This is a genomic window from Robbsia sp. KACC 23696 (genome assembly GCF_039852015.1).
In the GTDB taxonomy this organism is placed as follows: domain Bacteria; phylum Pseudomonadota; class Gammaproteobacteria; order Burkholderiales; family Burkholderiaceae; genus Robbsia.
Genome location: NZ_CP156628.1, coordinates 594534 through 614888 on the forward strand (window position 1 = coordinate 594534; position 20355 = coordinate 614888).

General features: G+C 58.3%; 16 protein-coding genes and 6 pseudogenes. 12 read left to right on the forward strand and 10 right to left on the reverse strand.

Annotation, left to right across the window (positions count from 1 at the left end; translation table 11 throughout):
• Complete coding sequence (locus tag ABEG21_RS23905; protein ID WP_347559048.1) at positions 1–903, forward strand: ABC transporter permease; 903 nt, start codon at positions 1–3, stop codon at positions 901–903.
• Between the two features lie 128 nt (positions 904–1031).
• Positions 1032–2012: an AEC family transporter gene (locus tag ABEG21_RS23910; RefSeq protein ID WP_347559049.1), complete on the forward strand. Its 981-nt coding sequence runs from the start codon at positions 1032–1034 to the stop codon at positions 2010–2012.
• Positions 2013–2120: 108 nt separating this feature from the next.
• On the opposite strand, the gene ABEG21_RS23915 is transcribed toward ABEG21_RS23910, so the two are convergent.
• Positions 2121–2753 carry a DNA-3-methyladenine glycosylase I gene (locus ABEG21_RS23915; RefSeq protein WP_347559050.1) on the reverse strand — a complete coding sequence of 211 codons (633 nt, stop codon included), beginning with the start codon at positions 2751–2753 and terminating at the stop codon, positions 2121–2123.
• Between the two features lie 69 nt (positions 2754–2822).
• Complete coding sequence (locus ABEG21_RS23920; RefSeq protein WP_347559051.1) at positions 2823–3014, reverse strand: YqaE/Pmp3 family membrane protein; 192 nt, start codon at positions 3012–3014, stop codon at positions 2823–2825.
• Between the two features lie 224 nt (positions 3015–3238).
• Here ABEG21_RS23920 and ABEG21_RS23925 point away from each other — a divergent pair, with 224 nt between their 5' ends.
• The 3 genes from ABEG21_RS23925 to ABEG21_RS23935 all read left to right on the forward strand — a co-directional run bounded on the left by ABEG21_RS23925 (position 3239) and on the right by ABEG21_RS23935 (position 6184).
• Positions 3239–3925, forward strand: coding sequence for an HAD-IA family hydrolase (locus ABEG21_RS23925; protein ID WP_347559052.1), 687 nt, complete (start codon positions 3239–3241; stop codon positions 3923–3925).
• A gap of 98 nt (positions 3926–4023) precedes the next feature.
• Positions 4024–5190 (forward strand): Fic family protein, encoded by a 1167-nt coding sequence (locus tag ABEG21_RS23930; RefSeq protein WP_347559053.1) that lies wholly within the window; start codon positions 4024–4026, stop codon positions 5188–5190.
• 178 nt (positions 5191–5368) lie between these two features.
• The gene (locus ABEG21_RS23935; RefSeq protein ID WP_347559054.1) at positions 5369–6184 is read left to right on the forward strand and encodes a shikimate dehydrogenase; all 816 of its coding nucleotides are present in this window, start codon (positions 5369–5371) and stop codon (positions 6182–6184) included.
• Between the two features lie 74 nt (positions 6185–6258).
• On the opposite strand, the gene ABEG21_RS23940 is transcribed toward ABEG21_RS23935, so the two are convergent.
• Entirely contained in the window at positions 6259–6966 is a 708-nt protein-coding gene (locus ABEG21_RS23940) for a hypothetical protein (protein ID WP_347559055.1), read from the reverse strand.
• Here ABEG21_RS23940 and ABEG21_RS23945 point away from each other — a divergent pair.
• A complete protein-coding gene (locus ABEG21_RS23945) occupies positions 6944–8719 on the forward strand; it encodes an FAD-dependent oxidoreductase (protein ID WP_347559056.1) in 1776 nt (591 codons plus the stop codon). The two genes, ABEG21_RS23940 and ABEG21_RS23945, sit on opposite strands and share 23 nt — an antisense overlap.
• A 170-nt stretch (positions 8720–8889) precedes the next feature.
• Positions 8890–9150 (forward strand): annotated as a pseudogene (locus tag ABEG21_RS23950) (hypothetical protein); the annotation flags it as partial.
• 100 nt (positions 9151–9250) lie between these two features.
• Here the strand turns inward: ABEG21_RS23950 and ABEG21_RS23955 are convergent.
• Positions 9251–10051: an IclR family transcriptional regulator C-terminal domain-containing protein gene (locus ABEG21_RS23955; RefSeq protein WP_347559057.1), complete on the reverse strand. Its 801-nt coding sequence runs from the start codon at positions 10049–10051 to the stop codon at positions 9251–9253.
• Positions 10052–10341: 290 nt separating this feature from the next.
• Here ABEG21_RS23955 and ABEG21_RS23960 point away from each other — a divergent pair.
• Together ABEG21_RS23960 and ABEG21_RS23965 are read left to right on the forward strand one after the other, a co-directional pair.
• Positions 10342–11862: pseudogene (locus ABEG21_RS23960) on the forward strand (FAD-dependent oxidoreductase); the annotation flags it as partial.
• A 42-nt stretch (positions 11863–11904) separates the two neighbouring features.
• Positions 11905–12225, forward strand: coding sequence for an NIPSNAP family protein (locus ABEG21_RS23965; protein WP_347559058.1), 321 nt, complete (start codon positions 11905–11907; stop codon positions 12223–12225).
• Between the two features lie 43 nt (positions 12226–12268).
• Here the strand turns inward: ABEG21_RS23965 and ABEG21_RS23970 are convergent, their stop codons facing one another.
• Positions 12269–13039, reverse strand: coding sequence for a MarC family protein (locus ABEG21_RS23970; protein ID WP_347559059.1), 771 nt, complete (start codon positions 13037–13039; stop codon positions 12269–12271).
• Between the two features lie 295 nt (positions 13040–13334).
• On the opposite strand from ABEG21_RS23970, the pseudogene ABEG21_RS23975 reads away from it, so the two are divergent.
• Both ABEG21_RS23975 and ABEG21_RS23980 read left to right on the forward strand, forming a co-directional pair.
• Positions 13335–14174 (forward strand): annotated as a pseudogene (locus tag ABEG21_RS23975) (ISNCY family transposase); the annotation flags it as partial.
• Between the two features lie 62 nt (positions 14175–14236).
• Positions 14237–14527 (forward strand): annotated as a pseudogene (locus tag ABEG21_RS23980) (transposase); the annotation flags it as partial.
• A 12-nt stretch (positions 14528–14539) separates the two neighbouring features.
• Here ABEG21_RS23980 and ABEG21_RS23985 read toward each other — a convergent pair.
• Complete coding sequence (locus ABEG21_RS23985; protein WP_347555274.1) at positions 14540–15697, reverse strand: IS30 family transposase; 1158 nt, start codon at positions 15695–15697, stop codon at positions 14540–14542.
• A 64-nt stretch (positions 15698–15761) separates the two neighbouring features.
• Here ABEG21_RS23985 and ABEG21_RS23990 point away from each other — a divergent pair.
• Positions 15762–16649: pseudogene (locus ABEG21_RS23990) on the forward strand (IS3 family transposase); the annotation flags it as partial.
• Positions 16650–16679: 30 nt separating this feature from the next.
• Here ABEG21_RS23990 and ABEG21_RS23995 read toward each other — a convergent pair.
• The 4 genes and pseudogenes from ABEG21_RS23995 to ABEG21_RS24010 form a co-directional block, all read right to left on the reverse strand.
• Positions 16680–16955 (reverse strand): annotated as a pseudogene (locus ABEG21_RS23995) (IS3 family transposase); the annotation flags it as partial.
• A gap of 214 nt (positions 16956–17169) precedes the next feature.
• A complete protein-coding gene (locus tag ABEG21_RS24000) occupies positions 17170–17601 on the reverse strand; it encodes a transposase (RefSeq protein WP_347558113.1) in 432 nt (143 codons plus the stop codon).
• 161 nt (positions 17602–17762) lie between these two features.
• A protein-coding gene (locus tag ABEG21_RS24005; protein WP_347558114.1) for an IS3 family transposase occupies positions 17763–18883 on the reverse strand; the annotation gives its coding sequence in 2 pieces (ribosomal slippage) (positions 17763–18625 and positions 18625–18883; 1122 coding nt in all).
• 212 nt (positions 18884–19095) lie between these two features.
• Positions 19096–20349 carry a glycosyltransferase gene (locus ABEG21_RS24010; RefSeq protein WP_347558115.1) on the reverse strand — a complete coding sequence of 418 codons (1254 nt, stop codon included), beginning with the start codon at positions 20347–20349 and terminating at the stop codon, positions 19096–19098.
• Positions 20350–20355 lie beyond the last annotated feature (6 nt).

Genomic DNA, 20355 nt, shown 5'->3' on the forward strand with positions numbered 1-20355 from the left:
ATGAAACCCAGCGTCAAGCGGGTACGCGAACGACGGCCCGGCAGTTTTTATTGGCTGGCAGCGCTTTTCGCGCTATTCGTGCTGTTTCTCTACGGCCCGGTCATCACGATCTTCATCCTGTCGTTTCAGGGACCGCAGGGCGGCTTGACCTTCCCGATGCGCGGCGTGTCGCTGCATTGGTTCGCCTCGCTGGCTGACGGCTTAGGGGGCGTGGACGTCTGGGGCGCGTTCGGTCGCTCGATGCGGCTTGCCTTGATCGTCACCGTCCTGACGGTGTTCTGTTCCGTCTGCGCGGGCCTGGCCTTCCGTAAGGCGTTTCGCGGTTCGGGTGCGGTGTTCTATTTGTCGATCTCAAGCCTGATCATGCCGTCGATCATCGTCTCGCTCGGTATCGGCCTAATGTTCCGGCTGATCGATCTCGCTGTGAAGGCCATCGCCACCGCCTGGGGTTTTCAAAACTTCGCGGACAATTTCACGACGACGATGGGGCTTTACACATCGGCCTTGGGCGCCCATCTAACGTGGACTTTGCCCTTCGGGCTGCTCGTGATGTTCGCGGTATTCAATCGATTCAATCCGGCGTACGAGGAAGCCGCCCGAGATCTGGGCGCCACGCCGTGGCAAAGTTTCCGGCACGTGGTGCTGCCGATCATCGGCCCCGCGGTCATCGGCGTGGGGATGTTCGGTTTCACGCTGTCGTGGGATGAAATCGCGCGCACGTCGCAGGCGATCGGGGATCTCAATACGCTGCCGCTCGAATTGCAGGGGCTGACGACATCGGTCACGACGCCGGCGATCTATGCCCTTGGTACCGTCACGACGGTGCTATCGCTGACGGTCATGATCGGCGGTCTGTGCATCGTGCGCGCGCTGGCGTCGCGGCGGCGCCGCAAGGCGGGGTAGGATCCTCGCCCGGTATTTCGGCGCGTGGTCGGCCGACCGTTTTTGCGATACTCTTGGCCTTTCCTCGCTTTCCCTGATTCCTTGCTTCGATTCGGCTCGGGAGTTCATTGCGCCTCGCGCCTATCGTCATGCTTGCTGTCTTCCACGCTTTATCGCCTATTGTGCTGTTGATCGCCGTCGGTTATCTGGCCGGACGGGTAGGGTGGGTCAAGGCGACGTCGCTCGGCGACTTCTCCAATATCGTCTTTTGCGTGCTGGCTCCGGCCCTGCTGTTCCGGACGATGAGCAAGGTGCATATCGCGCAACTCGATTTTCGGCCGGTTGCGATCTACCTCAGTGCGATGTGGGTAGTGTTCTTCGCCGTGTTTCTGAGACAGGGGCGTAACCGACGCGGCGCGGTGATGGGTCTCGCCAGCACGTTTTCGAATACCTTGATGATCGGCGTACCGCTGGTCAATATCGCGTTCGGCGATGCCGGCCTCGTGACCTTGTTTGCCTTGATTTCGGTGCACTCCTTTATCATGTTGACGATGGTGACGATCGTACTCGAATTCGTCGTCGTCAATGAACAGTCGGCCGCGGCCGTCGCGGCGGGGGCACTGCCGCCAAGCGGTGTCGCGCGATGGCATCATTTGCTCCGCACCGTGGGCAAGGCGATGAAGGGGTCGATCCTGCACCCGATCCCCCTGCCGATTCTCTGCGGCATCGCGTTCGGTTTGACTGGTTGGTCGCTGCCCAAGATGATCGACGAGCCGATGCGGATACTCGGCAGTGCATTTTCACCGATGGCGCTCGTGCTGGTGGGCGTCACGCTGGCATCGAGTTCGATTGCGTCGGGAATCAAAGCGGCCTTCATGTTGAGCGTGATGAAGAACCTCGTGCACCCGGCGGTCTTTATCGTCATCGGCCTGCTACTCGGGCTGAATGGCGTGCCGTTCAAGGTGATGGCGGTGGTTGCATCGCTGCCGATCGGCGCGAACGTCTATCTTTTTGCGGTTCGCTACCGCACCGCAGAAACCGAGGTGACCGGCAGCGTGGCCTTATCGACGGTCATGGGCGTCGTCACCACGGCGCTGACGATGAGTATCGCGCAGTGGCTGCCTGAATGAAGGGCTTGAATGTAGGGCCGGCATAATGCCATCCGCTGACACGGGCGATGACGTTGCCTATCGGGAACGCCTCGCTGCGTGGGAGGATTGCCGCGACGACGCGGCACTTCAGCGGCAGAAGCAGTGCTGTTCGTGGTCGTCGACGATGCCGCAGGCTTGCATGAAGGCATAGACGATCGTCGGCCCGACAAACTTGAATCCGCGTTTCTTCAGCGCCTTCGACATCGTCTCGGAAAGCGGCGTGGTGATATGGCGCGTCACCCCATCGCCGCGCAATACCTTTCCGTCCGAGAAGGACCAGATGAAGTCGGCGAAGTCCTCGCCGTTTTGCGCCATCTCGCAAAAGATCTGCGCACCGCGAATCGTCGCGGCGATCTTGGCGCGAGAGCGGATGATGCCGGGATTTTCCAACATTCGCGCGATATCGGCTTCGCCGAAGCGAGCGACTTTCTTCGGATCGAAGCCGGCGAATTCGCTACGAAACGCATCACGCTTATGCAATACGGTAATCCAGGCGAGGCCGGCCTGGAACCCTTCCAACATCAGCAACTCCCATAACGCGCGACTGTCTCGTAACGGCTTGCCCCACTCCGTGTCGTGATAGGCCTGCATCTGCGGATCGTTGCCGGCCCAGACACACCGCGTGCGGGCGGCCGCGGGCGCGCTTTTTTGCGCGGGCTTCCTGCTGGTGGTTTGCGCGGGCTTCCTGCTGGTGGTCGTAGTCGTGCGCGTTGCTGACATAGGCTCCATCTCGTTCGATCGACAAAAAAATACGCCGTGGCGCCGACCTGCGGCGCCGGTCGGACGATATCAGCGGCCAATCATCGCGTTACGGATTTTCTCATCCGTCTTATATTGGCTCAATGCATAGACCGACCAAATTGCCGCCGGGATCCAACCAATCACGGTGATCTGGAGAACGAGGCAGATCAACCCTGCGATGGGACGTCCGATCGTAAAAAACTGCAACCAGGGGAGCAGCAAAGCGAGCAGCAGACGCATGACGTATAGGGCACGGAGCCAAGATGAAAGAGGCCCTAGGATAGCAAAACCGGTGCGCGGTGGAGACAATTCGTCGTCGCCGCTGAAAAGGCCGCGCCAGCGTGTCGCCGCATCCCGTATGGGCGGCGATGCTTCATCGTTCGCTCGACCCTTTGTGTTGCGGCGGGGAGTGAGGCGTCGATACACGGTAAACTGAGGGATTCTTCCCCTTGCCACGGTACCGCATGCCTGACATCGACTCTCTGCACCCGACTTTGCACCGCGCCTACGACGCCTTTCTCTTCGATATGGACGGTACGCTTCTCAACAGCATCCCGTCGGCGAATCGCATTTGGACGACGTGGTGCCACAGGATGGGCTTGGATCCCGACACGGTGATTCCGCACCTGCACGGCGTCCGCGCGATCGATACCGTCAAGCGTTTCGCCCCCGCCGGCACCGATGTCGAGAAAGAGGCGGCTTGGGTCACGGCTGCCGAAGTCGAGGATCTAGAGGGCGTCACCGCGCTACCGGGGATTCTTCCCTTTTTGGCGAGTCTGCCGCCGGCCAGATGGGCGATCGTCACGTCAGCCAGCGATGCGCTTGCGCGGGCACGCTTGGGAGCGGCAGGGATCGCGGTGCCACCGGTACTCGTGACGGCCGAGCAGATCCGTCACGGCAAGCCGGCACCGGACCCTTTCCTCCATGGCGCCCAGCGTTTGGGGTTTGCCGCCGCGGATTGTCTCGTGTGGGAAGACGCGCCCGCCGGCATTCGTGCCGGGGAAGCAGCCGGAAGCGACCTTGTGGTCCTCACCGCGACGCATGATCACCACCACCCGATGAACATCGGATCGCATCTGTCGGTCGTCGATTATCGCGGTTTATCCGCCCAGGTGGATACCGATGGCCGGCTCCGCCTGCGCAAAGCGTAAGCGCTGAGACGGCGCGTCCCGGATTGCCGCCCAAGCGATGAGCCGCAAATTACACGATACGACTCAAAAAATGAGCCGTATCGTGTAGAATGCGGTGCATGAATGCCTATTCCGCTTGGATCTGGCGCCATCCCCGCTGGCCCCACCTCGATTACGACGCGCGCCATTGCGATGCGACGTTCGCTGCCGCCTATCGCATGCATGGGCTTGTCGAGGGTAAAGCGTTCGCGATCGACTTGCAGCACACCAGTCCGGAAGTGTTGGAGGCGGTGTCAAACGACGTACTGTCGACGGCCGCTATCGAAGGCGAACGCCTATCAATCGACATTGTCCGTTCGTCCGTCATGCGTCGACTTGGACTGCACGCAAGCGGTCCCGCGGACCGACACGTAGACGGTTTGGTCGACGTAATCAGCGACGCCACAAGCGCCTGTGACCTCCCGCTGGATGAGGACCGGCTGTGCCGCTGGCAATCGGCGCTATTTCCGGGGGGAACCTCGGGCATTCATCGTATCGCCGTGGGCCGATACCGGGATCATCACGACCCGATGCAGATTGTCAGTGGCAGTCCGGGACAGGAGATCGTGCACTACGAGGCGCCGCCGTCGAAAGCCGTCCCCGCGCAGATGCAACACTTCCTGGCGTGGTTCAACGCGACCGCACCATCGGCGGTTGGGCCTTCCTGGCCGCCGATCAACGGCTTGGCGCGTGCAGCCATCGCCCATCTTTGGTTCGAGAGCATCCACCCCTTCGAAGACGGTAACGGCCGTATTGGCCGGGCGATCGCGGACATGGCTTTGGCGCAGCACCTACGCCCGGCACTGCGCCTTTATAGCTTGTCGCGTCAGTTGCTCGACGTGCGCGCGTCGTACTACGATTTTTTGAATCAGGCACAGCGGGGCGGTGTCGATGTCACGCTGTGGGTGCGGTGGTTTGCATCGCAATGTACGGCCGCTTTCGATACCGCGAGCCAGGCAATCGATCAAGCGATCGAGAAACGACGCTTTTGGGAACGTTATCCCGTGGCCACCCTCAATGCGCGTCAACATAAAGTATTACAACGCCTTCTCGACGACGGAGACGCCGGCTTTTCCGGTGGCTTGAACGCCGAGAAGTATCAAAAAATTACCGGTGTGTCGAAAGCCACCGCCACACGTGACCTCGTCGAGATGCTGGCCCTGGGACAAATCTGGAGCGACGGCGCCGGCAAGGCAATCCGCTACTACGTGAACGTGCCAGGCTGGACACACGGCATTCGCCGCTAATCGGTACAAACCCCCATTTCTTGCGATAATCGCAATCTTCCTTCGATAATCGGCGCAAATGCGCCGATCCCTGATTGCGAAGCGCAGGCGCATGCCGAATGATCGCATCGGTACGCAGGGCGCCGCGCGCATGTCGCCGCGGTGCGCTGACGACGCGTCCACAATACGGAGAAGAGAGATGGGAGCGCATCTGAACTTAAGCGGCGCCACACGCGTCCTTGCCATCATTGGCGATCCAATAAAGCAGGTGAAGTCGCCGGGCAGTGTGACCGATGCGCTCAACGCCCGCGGCCAGGATGCCGTCGTCGTGCCGATTCACGTCACCCCGCAGGATGTGAACGCCTTTATCGGCGCATTCGGTCTGTGTCGCAACGTCGATGGCATCATCGTCACGATCCCGCATAAATTTGCGACTTATCCGCACTGCGCCAGCGCGACGGAACGCGCCGACTTCCTCGGTGCGGTCAATATCCTGCGTCGAAATGCCGACGGCTCCTGGCACGGCGATATGGTCGACGGCATGGGGATGGTGGGCGGCATCGTCAAACAAGGGGGCGATCCCCGCGCCAAGCGTGCGTTGCTCGTTGGGGCGGGGGGCGCCGGCACGGCCATCGCCTTGGCTTTGCTGGAGGCCGGCGTGTCGTTTCTCGCCATCCACGATGCGGATGTCACGCGGCGCGATGCGCTGATCGACCGGCTGAGACAGCGTTTTCCCGACAATGTCGGCGTCGGCAGCGCCGACCCCAGCGGCTTCCGCTTGGTCGTCAATGCGACGCCGATGGGCATGAAACCGGAAGATCCCTTCCCGGTAGAGATAGACAAGTTATCGTCAGACACCTTTGTTGCCTGTGCGATTACCTCCCCACATGTGTCGCCGTGGATCGAAGCGGCGCGTGCGCGCGGTTGCAAGGGGAGCGTTGGCCTGGATATGTTCGCCGCGCTGCAAGATCTGATGGTCGATTTCCTGCTCGAATCGAAGCCGCTCACTTCGTAAGCGGAATCGCAATGCGCCGCTGCCTTAATCGTCATTAGTGGCGATGATACAGACGTGCGGCATTGCGGTTCGCATCATGTATGCCGATAAAAATCGATGGTCTGTTTCAAGCCATCGATCAAGCGGGTTTCCTGCAAGTTGGGGAACAAGGTCTGGAAAGCCTCGTCGACCGGAAAATGCGACGCGATCGGTAATGGCGTACCAGCGGCGTCGATGGTTGCATCGGGAACGATCTGAGATAGCGTCTCGATCACGGTTTCGATAGACGCGATGTGCCCGGCCAGCGTAAAGACGTGCGCACCGTCGATGGGATGCAGCAGGGCCGCCTCGTATGCGGCGGCAACGTCGTCGGCGAATATCAGTCCGGTCGTACCGGTAAAGGGAATGGTGTAGGCGGTGTGTGTCGCGGCGGCGCGGCAGGCGAGGCTAGGGCCGGCGCTGGAACCCGATTCGCGTCCTGCGCCATAGATGACCAGCGGCCGAAAGCCGATACTCAAGATGCCTGCGTCCGTCCGTCTACAACCACATTTCTTGTTAGTAATACGCATCAATTCGGCAACATTCCAAGACACTGGAAATCGAAAACGCGCCGTCACGCGACGTGAGAGCGCGCATGAGCGGGGGTAAACGATGTCATACGGCATCGGTCCATTTTTTTGAATTGTATTCCACTTACGATTAATATTCTTAAAAATGCGCAGGCAGATGCTATGCGAAAGTAACGGCGCGCTGCATCGGCCGGCATAAAGGAGCATGACGATGGAATCGCTGAAGCAAGACATATGGGATGAATCGGTCGATCTGCTGGTCTTCGGCGCGGGAGCGGGTGGGATGACGGCCGCGCTGATCGCGCAGCACGAGGGATTGAGCGTCATGCTGTGCGAGAAGACCGATAGCGTGGGCGGCATCACGTCCACGTCCGGTGGCACGACGTGGGTTCCGGGAACCCGCCAGAGCGAACGGGCCGGCGTGCCCGACACGGTAGAAGCCGCGCGCACTTTTTTGCACGCCGTCGTGGGCGATCGTGGCTTCGACGAGGCGCGCGAAGCCTTCCTGCAAAGCGGCCCACAGGCAATAGACGAGCTGGAACGCATCACCGATGTCAAATTCGTCGCGGCCGCGGCGCATCCCGACTACGTGAACGGACCGGGCGCGGCATTCGGCGGACGCGCGCTCGCCCCGCTCGCGTTCGACGGGCGACTGCTCGGCGAAGATTTCAAACGGGTGAGGCCACCGCGCAAGGAGTTCATGGGCCTCGGTGGCATGATGGTGCCGCGTGCGGATCTCGATGCCTTGTTATCGCCTTTTGCCTCCACGAAAAATTTGGTCCGAACGATGGAAGTGGTCGGTCGCTATATGATCGATCGCCTCAGTCATGCGCGCGGGACCCAGCTCGTCATGGGAAATGCGCTGGCGGCGCGACTGCTTTATAGCCTGCGAAAAACGAAGGTCGATATCCGCTTCGAGACGCCCCTTGTGGAGCTGGTGGTGGAGGACGGAAAGGTGACCGGCGCCATCGTCGCGCAGAGGGAAGGCGGTCACAAACGGATTCGTGCGCGCGAAGGGGTGGTCCTCGCGACCGGTGGCATCACACGCAATACGGCATTACGAAAACAACTGTTCCCCAAGGCCGCGACCTTGTCCTTGGCGCCAGAAACGCATACTGGCGACGGCATCAGCAGTGCGCTGAAAGCGCACGCCATGCTCGATGACGGGAAAGATAGCCCGGCGCTGTGGATGCCCTGTTCCGTTATCGGCGAGCCGGATGGCGAAAAAGGGCTCTGGCCGCATATTCTGCTCGACCGCGCGAAGCCGGGTCTAATTGCCGTCAATAGCCGCGGAAAGCGCTTTGTCAATGAGTCCGATTCGTATCATGACTTCGTGATGGGCATGTTGCGCGATCAAGGCGACGGCCAGAGCGTACCCGCTCACCTGATCGTCGATGCCGCCTTCCTGCGCGACTACGGCTTGGGCCTTGTCATGCGCGGGCGGAGTCGAGCCCGCATCGCCTATTTCAAAAAGGCCGGCTATCTGATCGAAGCGGATTCGCTCGCCGAACTGGCCGGAAAGCTCGGCGTGGATGCGAACGGACTACAAAAGACTGTCGATGAATACAATCGAGAGGCGGCGGCAGGACGCGATCCGGCGTTTCATCGCGGCAGCAGTCCAATGAATCGCTTCAACGGCGATGCCGCGCAAAAGCCCAATCCGTGCATCCGTCCCATTGGTGCTGGGCCGTACTTCGCAGTCACCGTTCGCCCCGCCGATCTGGCGTGCAGCGCCGGGCTGACGGGTAATGCCGATGGTCAGATCCTGGATGTGGACGGCCGGATCATCGACGGACTTTTCGCCTGCGGCAACGACCTCGCCTCCATTTTCCGCGGCACCTATCCGGGCCCTGGAACGACGCTAGGACCCGCATTGGTTTTCGGCTGGCGTATCGCAAAATTCGCCGCGCGACAGAAGGCGACGACGGACACGACGACGCTCACCCCGCCGGAGCAGGTCACTTCGCGCTCACGCGTGCTTGCTTGAGGACGCCGAAGACAACAATAACGATACGCCGTCGGCCGGGTGCATAACGGACGCATCAGCGGAATCCAATAAGCAGAAAACGCCGGGACCTTGCCCGGCATCAGGAGACGAGGATGACAAGTCAGACCAATGCAGAACGCAGCGCCATGCTTCCGCTGCGGAATCAGCGCATGGAAATAGACGGCCCACGCTCCGGACTCAGCGCCGATGAGCAACGATCCCGCGCGTCCGGCAACGATGCTTACGCGCGCCGTGCCGCGCTCGCCAGTTCAATCGGCGCGATTATCGACTGGTACGATTTCTTCCTTTACGGCACGGCGGCGGCCATGCTGCCAACGTTTCAGCAAATCGGCTTGTGGGCGCCTGCGTTGTTGGTATTGCTACGAGCGATCCAAGGGTTTGCGGTAGGAGGCGAGTGGGGCGGTGCTGCTCGCGGGATGCTGTTTCGTGGCTTGCCTTACCGGCCTGTGGAGCTATCGCTGGACCGTCGGTCGCGAATGAACGCGTGCACGACACCGTCCGTCGGGCACTTCAACGTACCGCCCAATCGACGACCTCGGCCTCTAGGATTGGTTGCAGCAATGCTTGTGCTTCGTACAAGACTGGGAGATAGCGGCTAATCATGTCGGCTTCGCTGACGTGCGATACATGCGTGGTAAGACAGAGCGCGCCGGCGAATTTGAAATCGCGATTCTTCAACGGCACGCCCATCACGCGCATGCCGATCTCCAACTCTTCATTGACGATGGAATAACCTTGCACCCCGGCGCGTCGCACTTCGGCTGTCACTTCGTCGATGCCTGTCTTGGTGTAAGGCGTCACGGCCGTCAACGCCTCTTCGGCGAAGTATTGATCGAGTTTAGTTTGCGTGAGGGTGGCTAGCAGAAGGCGCCCACTGGCGGTGCAATACATCGGTACGCGCGCGCCCACTCGAATGGTCGCGGACGACACGTGGCTATTGCGGCTTCGCGCGACGAAGACCATATGGTTGCCATCTCGGACCGCCACAGATGCATGTTCCTGCGTTACGCGGCTGACATGATCGGCAACCGGACGGACGACTTTCGGAAACTTCGCCGAGTCTGCATAGGCTTGCGCGATACCGAGCGTCTTTGCCGTCAACCAATAGTTTCGGCCGTCGGTCTCGGCATAGCCGTCATGAACCAAGGTCAGCAGAAACCGCCGAGCCGCGCTCTGACTCATATCGGCAAGCAAGGCGGCTTGCGGAACGGTCATGCGGGGAACCGATGCGGAAAAAAGCTGTAGCAAGCCGAGCCCTTTTTGCAGCCCGGATATGAGGTCACGTTTGTGAATATGCAGGGACTTCTTCACCTTGCCGTTCCGTTGAAGCGCGAATGACTGCGATTATCGCATGCCTCCTTCGGCAAGCGGAGGCGATACGCCAATTCCCTATGGCGATGACGGGCCGAAATGATGAATATCTTAAAAAGCCTCATGCAACCAGCAGCCCCTGCGTGCGCTTTCGTACCAGGGACGACCTTCGAGATGATTTATCGGATGCGCGACTCCACGTCCACCCTGACATTAGCGATGCATCCCGCGAGCGCCAGCGCTAAGCGCACCGGTACGGCGGATCAGGCGGGGGCAGGGGCGGCGCCGACATCGCTAGCGTGCGATCTGCTCGTCATTGGATCGGGGGCCGGCGGACTCGCCGCAGCCGTAACGGCAGCGAAGCTAGGCATGAAAGTCATCGTTATCGAAAAGGAAGGCCAGTTCGGCGGCACGACAGCCTGGTCTGGTGGCTGGATGTGGATACCACGCAATCCTCTCGCGCAAGCCGCCGGCATCGTGGAGGACATCGACATACCGCTGGACTATCTTCGCGCGGAATTAGGCGAGCACTTCGATGCAGCGCGGGCGCTTGCCTATCTGGAATACGCGCCGCAGATGGTGGCGTTCTTTCGCGCGCATACAGCGCTGCAGTTCGTCGATGGCAATATGATGCCCGACATGCACGGTAACACCCCGGGCGCTGCGACGGGCGGGCGTCGCCGGCGCGTCGCTTGCTGACGGCCGACGTGCCGGCCAGCGAAATGCGCGAGGGTGCAAGCGCACGCTGCGGAGAGGCAAACGCGCACGTATCTCTAGGTCGAGAGCGAGGCGGCGCCATCGGCAAGCAGCGCATCATCGGCGCCGTTGTAGGCAGCGACGGAGCAGGGGACGTGCACATCCACGCCCGACGCGGTGTCGTCCTGGCATGTGGCGGCTTTCCGCACGACACCGATCGGAAGAAAGCGCTGTTACCGCATGCGCCGTCCGGGAAGGAACATTGGTCCGCTGCATCGCGTGGCAATACCGGAGACGGACTGCGGCTTGGCGAAGCGGTTGGTGGCGTGGTCAATAGCGCCCTGGCGTCGGCAGCAGCAATGGCGCCGGTGTCCCTTGTCCCGGGCGCGAATGGTGAGGTAAGACATTTCCCCCATTTGCTGGAGCGCGGGAAGCCTGGCTTGATCGCCCTAACGCGCGGCGGCAAACGATTTACCAACGAAGCGAATTCGTACTACGACTTCATGGGCGACCTGATCGAGGCCTTGCCGCCGAAAGAAAGCGTCCAAGCCTGGCTGATCGTCGATCACCGTTTCATTCGTCGTTATGGATTGGGCGCGGTAAAGCCTCGTCCGCTGCCACTGCGACGATTTATCCGAAACGGTTATCTCAAATCCGGAGCCACCATTCAGGCTCTGGCAGAGGCGTGCGACATCGATCCCGTAGCGCTCGCGAAAACGATCGATACCTACAATGCGCAGGCACAGAACGGTAGAGACGAGGCCTTCCAAAAAGGTGAAACGCCGTACAACAAGATGCAGGGTGACGTGACAAATACGCTTCCCAATCCCTGTATGGCGCCATTACAAACCGCGCCGTTCTACGCCGTACGCGTGGTTGCCGGAAGCCTTGGCACGTTTGCCGGTCTGCAGACGAATCTCAACGCGCAAGTGCTTGACCGCGACGGCGCAGCCATCGACGGGCTATACGCCTGCGGCAACGACATGTCGAGCATGATGGAGGGATTTTATCCGTCGGGTGGCATCACCTTAGGGCCCGCCATGACCTTTGCGTTTCTGGCGGCGCATCATGCATCAGGCCAAACAGTAGGCGTAGTCGGCACAAAAACCAACTGATGCATCGCCTTTTTTACTGCTTCACTACAAGGAAAGACCACCATGTATTACGAACTGCGTACCTACACCATCGCTCCCGTCAAACTCGCCGATTGGTTGGCGCTCTATAAGCGCGAAGCGTTGGCAGTGCAACAGGAACACCTCGGTCAACTTGTCGGCTTCTTCACAACCGAGTTCGGCACGGTGAATCAGGTTGTGCATATATGGGCCTACACCAGTCTCGACGATCGCGCCGAGCGGCGAGGGAAGATGGCTTCCGATCCTCGTTGGCTTGAATTTTCCCGCTTGAACAAGGAGCTCGGCGCGATCCTGAATCTGGAATCGCGGATGATGAAGCCGACCGATTTTTCACCTTTGAAGTAATGAAAAAAACGGGCGCAGCAGGGCCCTGCACAGTGATCTGTCGCTATCCGTGGATATGAAGCGAATTGAACAGATCGGCGAGTCCGAGCCACAACAGTTGTACGCCGATACAGAAAATCGCGAATGCGAACAGACGCATGGCGACCTGGGTTCCTGTCGGCCCGAGCAAGCGCTCGATATGTGCGGCGAAGCGAACGCATAGGTAAATGGTCAGGCTCAGCAGTGCCAAGGCGATGGCGACACCGATGAAATGCACTGGCGCCAAACCGCTCCGCGGCGTACCGGTACCCAATGCGATGGCAACCGAAATGGATCCGGGACCCACCGTGATGGGCATAGTCAGGGGATAGAACGCCTTGGACTGAAGTTCGGTGCGTCGCCGCGAGAGTCGACGCGCCACGGCAGGCGCTGGGACGTCGGCAATATGCTCTTGCGCTGCCGAAGCGGTCGACTTACTCGCCGACGCAGGACTCGTGACAACGGCATCGGCGATCTCGGGATCAATGTCGCCATCGTCCTGGACCTCAGGCGATTGCAACAGGTTCCAACCGGCCATGGCAATGATCAAGCCGCCGGCGACACGCAATACCGGGATCGAAATGCCTAAAAAAGACAGGACGTATGCGCCGATGGACAGCGATGCCAGCAAAATGAAGAAGCTGTTCACCGCGACGCGACGCGCGACGTCCTCACGTTCGGCTTTACTCGCGTGCGGCAGCAGGCTCAGGATGATGAAAGCCGATGCCGGCGGGTTGATGATCGGAAACAGCGCCGCGAAAATCAGCAATATGGTTTCGGTGAGTTCGTGAACCACGCAAATGCATCCAAGTCAGGGGCAGCCGCGTTGCAGTTCGCAATTGGGCCGAATGCTCCGATTCTAAGGTATCCAGCCGTCTGGACGGTAAGTGATAGCGCGGTTGACGGGCATTTCACAGCATCAGTGCGTGTGCAGATTTACCGACCGAACCTATTTAACATAAGATTAATTATCAACCGAAATTTTTGTTAGCGTTCAATAGTAATGTCGTGCTTGCGATCAATTGAAATGTCGCACTGAGCTCGTTTTGGGCGCAAGCTAAGCGTCCACCGACCTTAGTTGCGAGCGCGCCATGGATAACTCTGGATCTATTACCATGAGCATGCGCGAACTTGGACGAATCAAGATCATCCAAGCCGTCATAGACGGCTTGTTGATGCCATGGCGAGCGGCTGAGCAACTCAAGCTCAGCGTGCGCCAGGTGGAACGTCTGTGTCGACGTTATCGCGATGAAGGTCCGGCGGGTTTAATCTCTCGCAAGCGTGCCCACGCGAGTAATCATCAATTGCCACCGGGCCTGGCGGAACGTGTTTTGGGTTTGGTTGCCAAACGCTATCTTGACTTCGGCCCGACCTTCGCTTGTGAGAAGCTACGCGAGGCGCACGGCTTTGATCTGTCGGTGGCTACCGTTCGTCGGTTAATGACTGCTGCCGGCTTCTGGGTTCCTCGCAAGCTCCGTCCACCGAAGATTCATCAGCCGCGCAATCGACGCGCGTGTGTGGGCGAGTTAATCCAAATTGATGGCAGCGATCATCGGTGGTTTGAGGAACGCGCGGCGTCGTGCGTATTACTCGTATTTATCGATGATGCGACAAGCCGATTGATGACCTTGCACTTCACGCAGACAGAGTCGACGTTTAGCTATTTCGAGGCGTTGCGCCAATACCTGGACAACCATGGCAAACCGATGGCGCTGTACAGTGATAAATTTTCGGTGTTTCGCATCAATGGCAATAGCAATGAGGAAAAGAGCTTTGGCAAAGGCATAACGCAGTTTGGTCGTGCTTGCTTCGAGCTTAATATCGACACATGGTGCGCGAATAGTAGCCAGGCAAAAGGCCGAGTAGAACGCGCAAACTTGACCTTGCAGGATCGATTGGTCAAGGAACTCAGGTTGCGAGAAATCAGCACATGACCATGCCTCGAAACGACGTACGGCAGAGATGTTAGATAATCTGTTGAACGGAGGTCGAGATGGGCGAAAAAAACGTACCGAATCGTCGCTACACGGAGGAATTCCGAGTGGAAGCGGCAAGGCTGGCAAATTCTGTTGGGCACAACGAGGCAGCACGTCGTCTTGGCGTGCCGGTGGCGACGATCGGCAACTGGGCACGCAAGCAGCAGCGTGAAGGTGCTGCGTCAGCGGCTAGCACGCCGGTGCCAACTAGTCGCGCCAAGCCGGGCGTCTCGGAGCTGGAAGCGGAGGTCAGTCGGCTTCGCAAAGAGTTGGCAAGTGCGAAACTGGACGTGGAGATTCTCTCAAAAGCGACGGTGGGTTCAATGGGTCGTCGCAACAGCCTCGCGTAGTTTATCGGCCGGAGACATGAAGCCCAAGGTCTTTCTCGGCCGTTCATTGAGGCGCGCTGCGATTTTGTTCAGTTGCGCCTGCGAGTATTGATCAAGCTGCGTACCATGGAGCAGATACTGTCGCAGAAGTCGGTTCGTATTTTCGTTGGTGCCGCGTTGCCAGGGACTTCGTGGGTCACAGAAGTAGACCTTCACATCCGTGGCGATCGTGAAGTCTTTGTGGTTTGCCAATTCCATGCCACGGTCCCAGGTGAGCGTCTTGCGTAGATGCTGCGGCAACCGCTTTACCTCGCGTTTAAGGCCCGCCACAACGCTCACCGTGTCCTTGCCTTTAACCTTGACGAGGATGGTGAACCTTGAGCGCCGCTCGACCAGCGTGGCGACGTGAGTATTGTTCGCGCCGCTGACAAGATCGCCCTCCCAGTGCCCAGGCACGGCGCGGTCGGCCGCTTCGGGCGGGCGCTCATGAATCGAAACAGCCCCAGCTATCTTGTTGCGCGCGCCCTTGGTGCTGGAGAAGCGCGAATGACGCATCTTGCGTTGCGTGCGCAAATGATACTGCAACTCTTTCTTTAGAACGCCGCGCGCCTGCACAAACAGGCTGCGATAGATCGTTTCGTGTGACACGCGCATCGACTCGTCATCGGTATATCGGAGCTTAAGCCAGCCGCTTACTTGTTCCGGAGACCATTCGCGAGAGAGCTTCCGTTCAACAGCGTAGCGCAAGCGCGGGTTGCGCTCCAGCAGGCAATCTTTGGGACGCAAGCTAACCTTCAAGGCTCTCTCATCGGCGTCCAGAGCCCGATAGTGGCCCGTTCCACCGTTACGCGCAATCTCACGCGAAATGGTGGATGGCGCACGATGCAACTCACGCGCTATGGCCCGAATGGAAAGCCCGGCTGACACGCCGCGCGAAATCTCTTCACGTTCACTGAGAGTCAATGCCCGCAACGATCGCTTGCGCACAGCAGGGCTGTAACCTCCGCATAGCCGGATTACGCCGTAGATCGATCCGGCTGGTTTGCCCAGCGCTTTGCCGATGCCAAGAAACGATTCTCCGGCGCGCCACCTCCGCCAAACTTCCGCCTTGCCTTCTGTCGGCAACCCAGGCCTTCCCATCTGTGCCATTCTTCAACCCTCCCTCATTCGATATTAATAGGAAGGTGTTGCAATGACCCATTGAACCCACCACGGCATACTTCGCGAAAGGGTCGCGGTGAAGTATGCATGGATCGACGCTAGCCGCGACCAATATGACGTCAGCAGACTATGTCGGGTGTTGGGCGTCTCGCGCAGCGGTTACTGCCAGTGGCGCGTGCGAAAGCCCAGCAAAAGCGCGCGGCGTCGAGCCGATCTGGATGCCCAGGTGTCGATGTTACATGCGCGAAGTCGCGCCACGTACGGCCGCCCGCGACTGGTGAAGGAACTGGCCGCGCAGGGCGTAAAAACAAGCGCTGAGCGCGTGCGTAGAAGCCTTATTCGTCAGGGGTTACGGCCCGTGTACAAGCGGGCATGGAAAGCAACGACGGACTCGGCGCATCGATTGCCTGTGGCACCCAATGTATTGGCACGTCGCTTTGACGGCTGGGAGCGGAATCGAGCGTGGGTTGCAGATATCACGTATTTATCGACGGGCGAAGGCTGGCTGTATCTGGCCGCGATCTTGGACCTGGGAAGCCGGCGTATCGTGGGATGGTCGATGTCCGATCGCATCGATGCGACACTGGTCTGCAATGCATTGCGTTCGGCGTATTGGCAACGTCGCCCGCCACGTGGACTGATTGTGCATAGCGATCGCGGGGTGCAATATGCAAGCTGGGCGCACCGAGAACTGGCCGAGCAGTATGGCATGGTGATGTCGATGAGTCGGCGAGCGAACGCCTGGGATAACGCACCGATGGAGAGCTTCTTCAAGACGTTGAAGGTCGAGCAGACATCGCGGTGTCGGTACGAAACACGGGCACAGGCGAGATTGGATGTAGTCGATTGGATTGAAGGGTTTTACAATCGTCAGCGTATTCATTCATCGATTGGATACCGTACGCCTTGTGATTACGAGGCTATGCGACAAGCAGCGTGAGTTGCTGTACGTGAAAACGAGGCATGGTCACCACTCGATGACTTGATTCAACGAACGAATCACGCGCAGTGCTGGCAACGAGAAATCCACCTCAATGCACAATCCTTCGCGATTGAAGTCATCAATCACATTGAACAAGCGGATGCTACGGCCATCGGCCAGTTGGTCGTGCATGAAATCCATCGACCAACATTCGTTCAATGCCGTCGGCACCGCCAAGGGCTCAGGCTGTTCACGCACGAGGCGCTTGCGCGGTTTGATACGTAAATTCAGCTCCAACTGCCGATATATCCGATAAACCCTCTTGTCGTCTAATTGGTCAACAATCCGATTCACTGTGGTCTTTGTCGTCTTCGTAGTCGCGTTCAGCACACGCTACAACATGCAGCCAGACGTCGCACTCGCTCCGATGTGATTCACGCTATCCTGACTGCGATAGCAAAGAAGGTGACGGAGTCGAGCATGGCGACGAACTCAGTTCAATCGGTAAGCCCACGACAACAATTACTGCGTTTAGCATTTAGGCAGACAGAACGACGCTTTTGTCTTTATACAGTTCTCCCGATTTCCAGATGCTCAGCATCACTGTGGACAGTTTTCGGGCCAATGCAACGACTGCCTTCTTATATCCTTTCGCCTGTCGAATCGTGCTGGCCCAGCGAGCCAGACTGGTTTCTTTTCCATATCGCGACAGCAGGCATGACGCCGCTTCGTACAACAACGACCGGGTTTGTCTATTGCCCTGTTTGGAAATGCCACCATTTCTGTCGACTTCGCCGGATTGATATTTTCGGGGCGTCAAGCCTAGGTAGGCGCCGACGTCCGCAACTCGGCGAAAGCGCGAGGGGTCGTCAATGGCCGTCTTGAACGACATCGCCGTCAATACACCAACACCGGGGATGGACATAAGTGCTTTGCAAACCAGGTCCCGAGCCGCTTGCTTCTCCAGCATTTTGCCGAACTCTCTGATTTGCCGGCTTACATGGCGCCACGTAATCCAATAGCATTAGCGCAACCGATTTCACGGCTTCGACGGACGGATCGGCAGTCAAAACCTCCTGCCGGAAGACTTCATTACGTCCTGGTGAAAGGACCACTGACCTGCCCGGTTTCCTAAGACCATTCGGTTCTAGCAATAACGGCAGTGGTTGAATCGCTTTCTAAGCGCTGGCGATACGCCAGCGGTGTGTCGTAGTTCAGGCTCGAATGCGGCCGCACTTCGTTGTAGTGCCGTCGCCAATCGTCAATCACTATCTTTGCTTCGATACGGTTTCGGAACCATTCCATCGCGAGACATTCGTCGCGGAACTTCCCGTTGAAGCTCTCGTTTGTCCCGTTCTGCCATGGCTTACCTGGGTCGATCAGCGCCGACTCGATTTTCTCCGACACGACCCACTTCAGCAAGGCAGAACTTACGAACTCAGGGCCATTATCACTTCGCATATATCGAGGTGCTCCATGGACGCTGATCAGTTTGCTCAGCACCTCAATGACGCGAGCAGAACGGATCGAGCCCGACACGTCGATCGCCAAACATTCACGCGTATATTCATCGACGACCGTCAGGCACTTCAACTGTTGACCGTTAGCGCATGCATCGAAGACGAAGTCGTAACGCCAAACCGAATTGCGCGCACTCGGTGCCAGCGGTCGCGGGCGAGAGCCAGCAATGCGCCTACGTCGCCTTTTGCGCGGCACTTGCAGGCCTGTCTGCGCCCACAGCCGGCTGCATCGCTCTTTGCCTATTACGATACCTTCGCGGCCAAGCATGATCCGTATTCGGCGCGATCCAAACCTTGGGTACTCGCCCGAAAGCCGCCGCATCGTCTCCACGACTACGCCGTTTTTGCTCGGCATCTTGCTGACGTAACCGAGGTTCGCGCGACTCACATAAATCAGCGCACACGCACGCCATTGGCTCAAACCGCGCGAAATGGCATAGCGGGCTTGGTCTCGGCGTACCTGTGCGCTCACCATTTTTTTGCGGATATCTCCTTCATGACTTCGATCTCGAGATCCCGCTCAGCGACTAACTTCTTCAGCCGGTTATTCTCGACCTCCAAGGCCTTCAGCCGCTTTACGTCGTCGCTGACCATCTCGCCGAAACGCTTGCGCCAGGCATATATCGACACGTCACTTACGCCGTGACGCTTGGCCACCTCGGCGATCGGTACGCTGTCCGCCTCTCGCAGTATCCGAACAATCTGCTCATCGCTATATCGACTCTTCTTCATGACGCGCTCCGTCTCGATGCGCCATTATCCTAGATCAATTTGGTCTTCGTTTCCCGGGGCAGGTCAGACTTTTATAATTCATGTGTTTGACGCCGGAAATGAGGCTTGATTCTTTTCCGGATTTTGACTTCAGGTTACCCCCGCCGCCGCACCAAGATAAATCGAACGCAAAAAAATTTGGTAACTTCCGATTCTTCCAGCCTCAAGCACTTTCAATTCACTAATCCTAAATATTTAAAAAGACGCGGCAAGCAAACTGAATTTAAGTCATATTGCTTACGCGCAATATGAAATGCGCGCGTCCGCATAGGTATAAGGTCAATTCTATTTTCAAGCGCTTTAACCACACCCGCCGCCAAAGCTTCAGCATTAAAAAAATCAACCAGCATCCCATTCACCCCATCATCTATTACCTCCAGCACAGGAGCGGTGCTAGACGCTAGAACTGCACATCCTGCCGCCATTGACTCCATGAGAGACCAAGACAGGACGAACGGATATGTCAGGTACACATGGACCGTCGAAACCTGTAGAACGCACAGATACCGTGCATACGAAACGCGCCCAAGAAAATGCACGCGACTCCAGTCCACAGAGTCGCCAACCTGCTTCGTATAGTACTCTCGATATGTCGTACCTTTCAGCGGCCGTCCGTAAGAGACTCCATCGTCGCCCACTATGACGACCTGTGCGTTTGGCCGTTCCTTGAGAAGGATCGGAAGAGATCGCATAAAAACGTGGAATCCTCTGTACGGTTCCAAGTTCCTGTTAACGAAGGTCACCACTTCGTCGGTAGGCGCTAGGACCTTGCCGTTTGGCAGAGACAAAGAAGCTACCGGGTTAGGCTTAACCACGTCGCAATCGATGCCGTCAAACACGACTTCGATTTGCTTCTGTAGCACGGCCGGATACCGCGACTTCTGCCACAACGTCGGCGCGATACCAAGATCAGCTGACAGCATACTTTGCGTCTGCGTCATGTTTTGTGCCCGAACATCAAAGGGTGTCACGTTTGGATCGCGAAACTCAGGGTCGAAGCCGCAATCCTGCCCTTCGAAATTGAAGTAAAACTCACAAAAATTGACGATCTTTGCGTTAGGGAACACGTCCCTCACGAAAAGCATCTCGCCCCATCCGGGATGGCCATAAATGACATCTGGTGCCAACCCTTGCTTAGCCAGAGAGGAAAGACTCTTGGCAACGGCCAGGCCACGACGGATATTAGTGTCGGTCGTCTTTAGCGATCCATTCGGGATCGTCGACGCCACTTCATTGAAGACATAGCCAAACAACTTTAGGTTCGGAATCGTTTGACGCCAATTAGCAGCGACTCGCCGCGCTTCACCGAGCGCCCATACCTCGTGCGCAGGATCCTTGGAAATGGCTAATATCAGGTGCCGGAACTGGCCGGGAATATTCTGATGAATAAATAAGATCTGCATACGCGGCAGTAGAACATTCAACAACGGGAG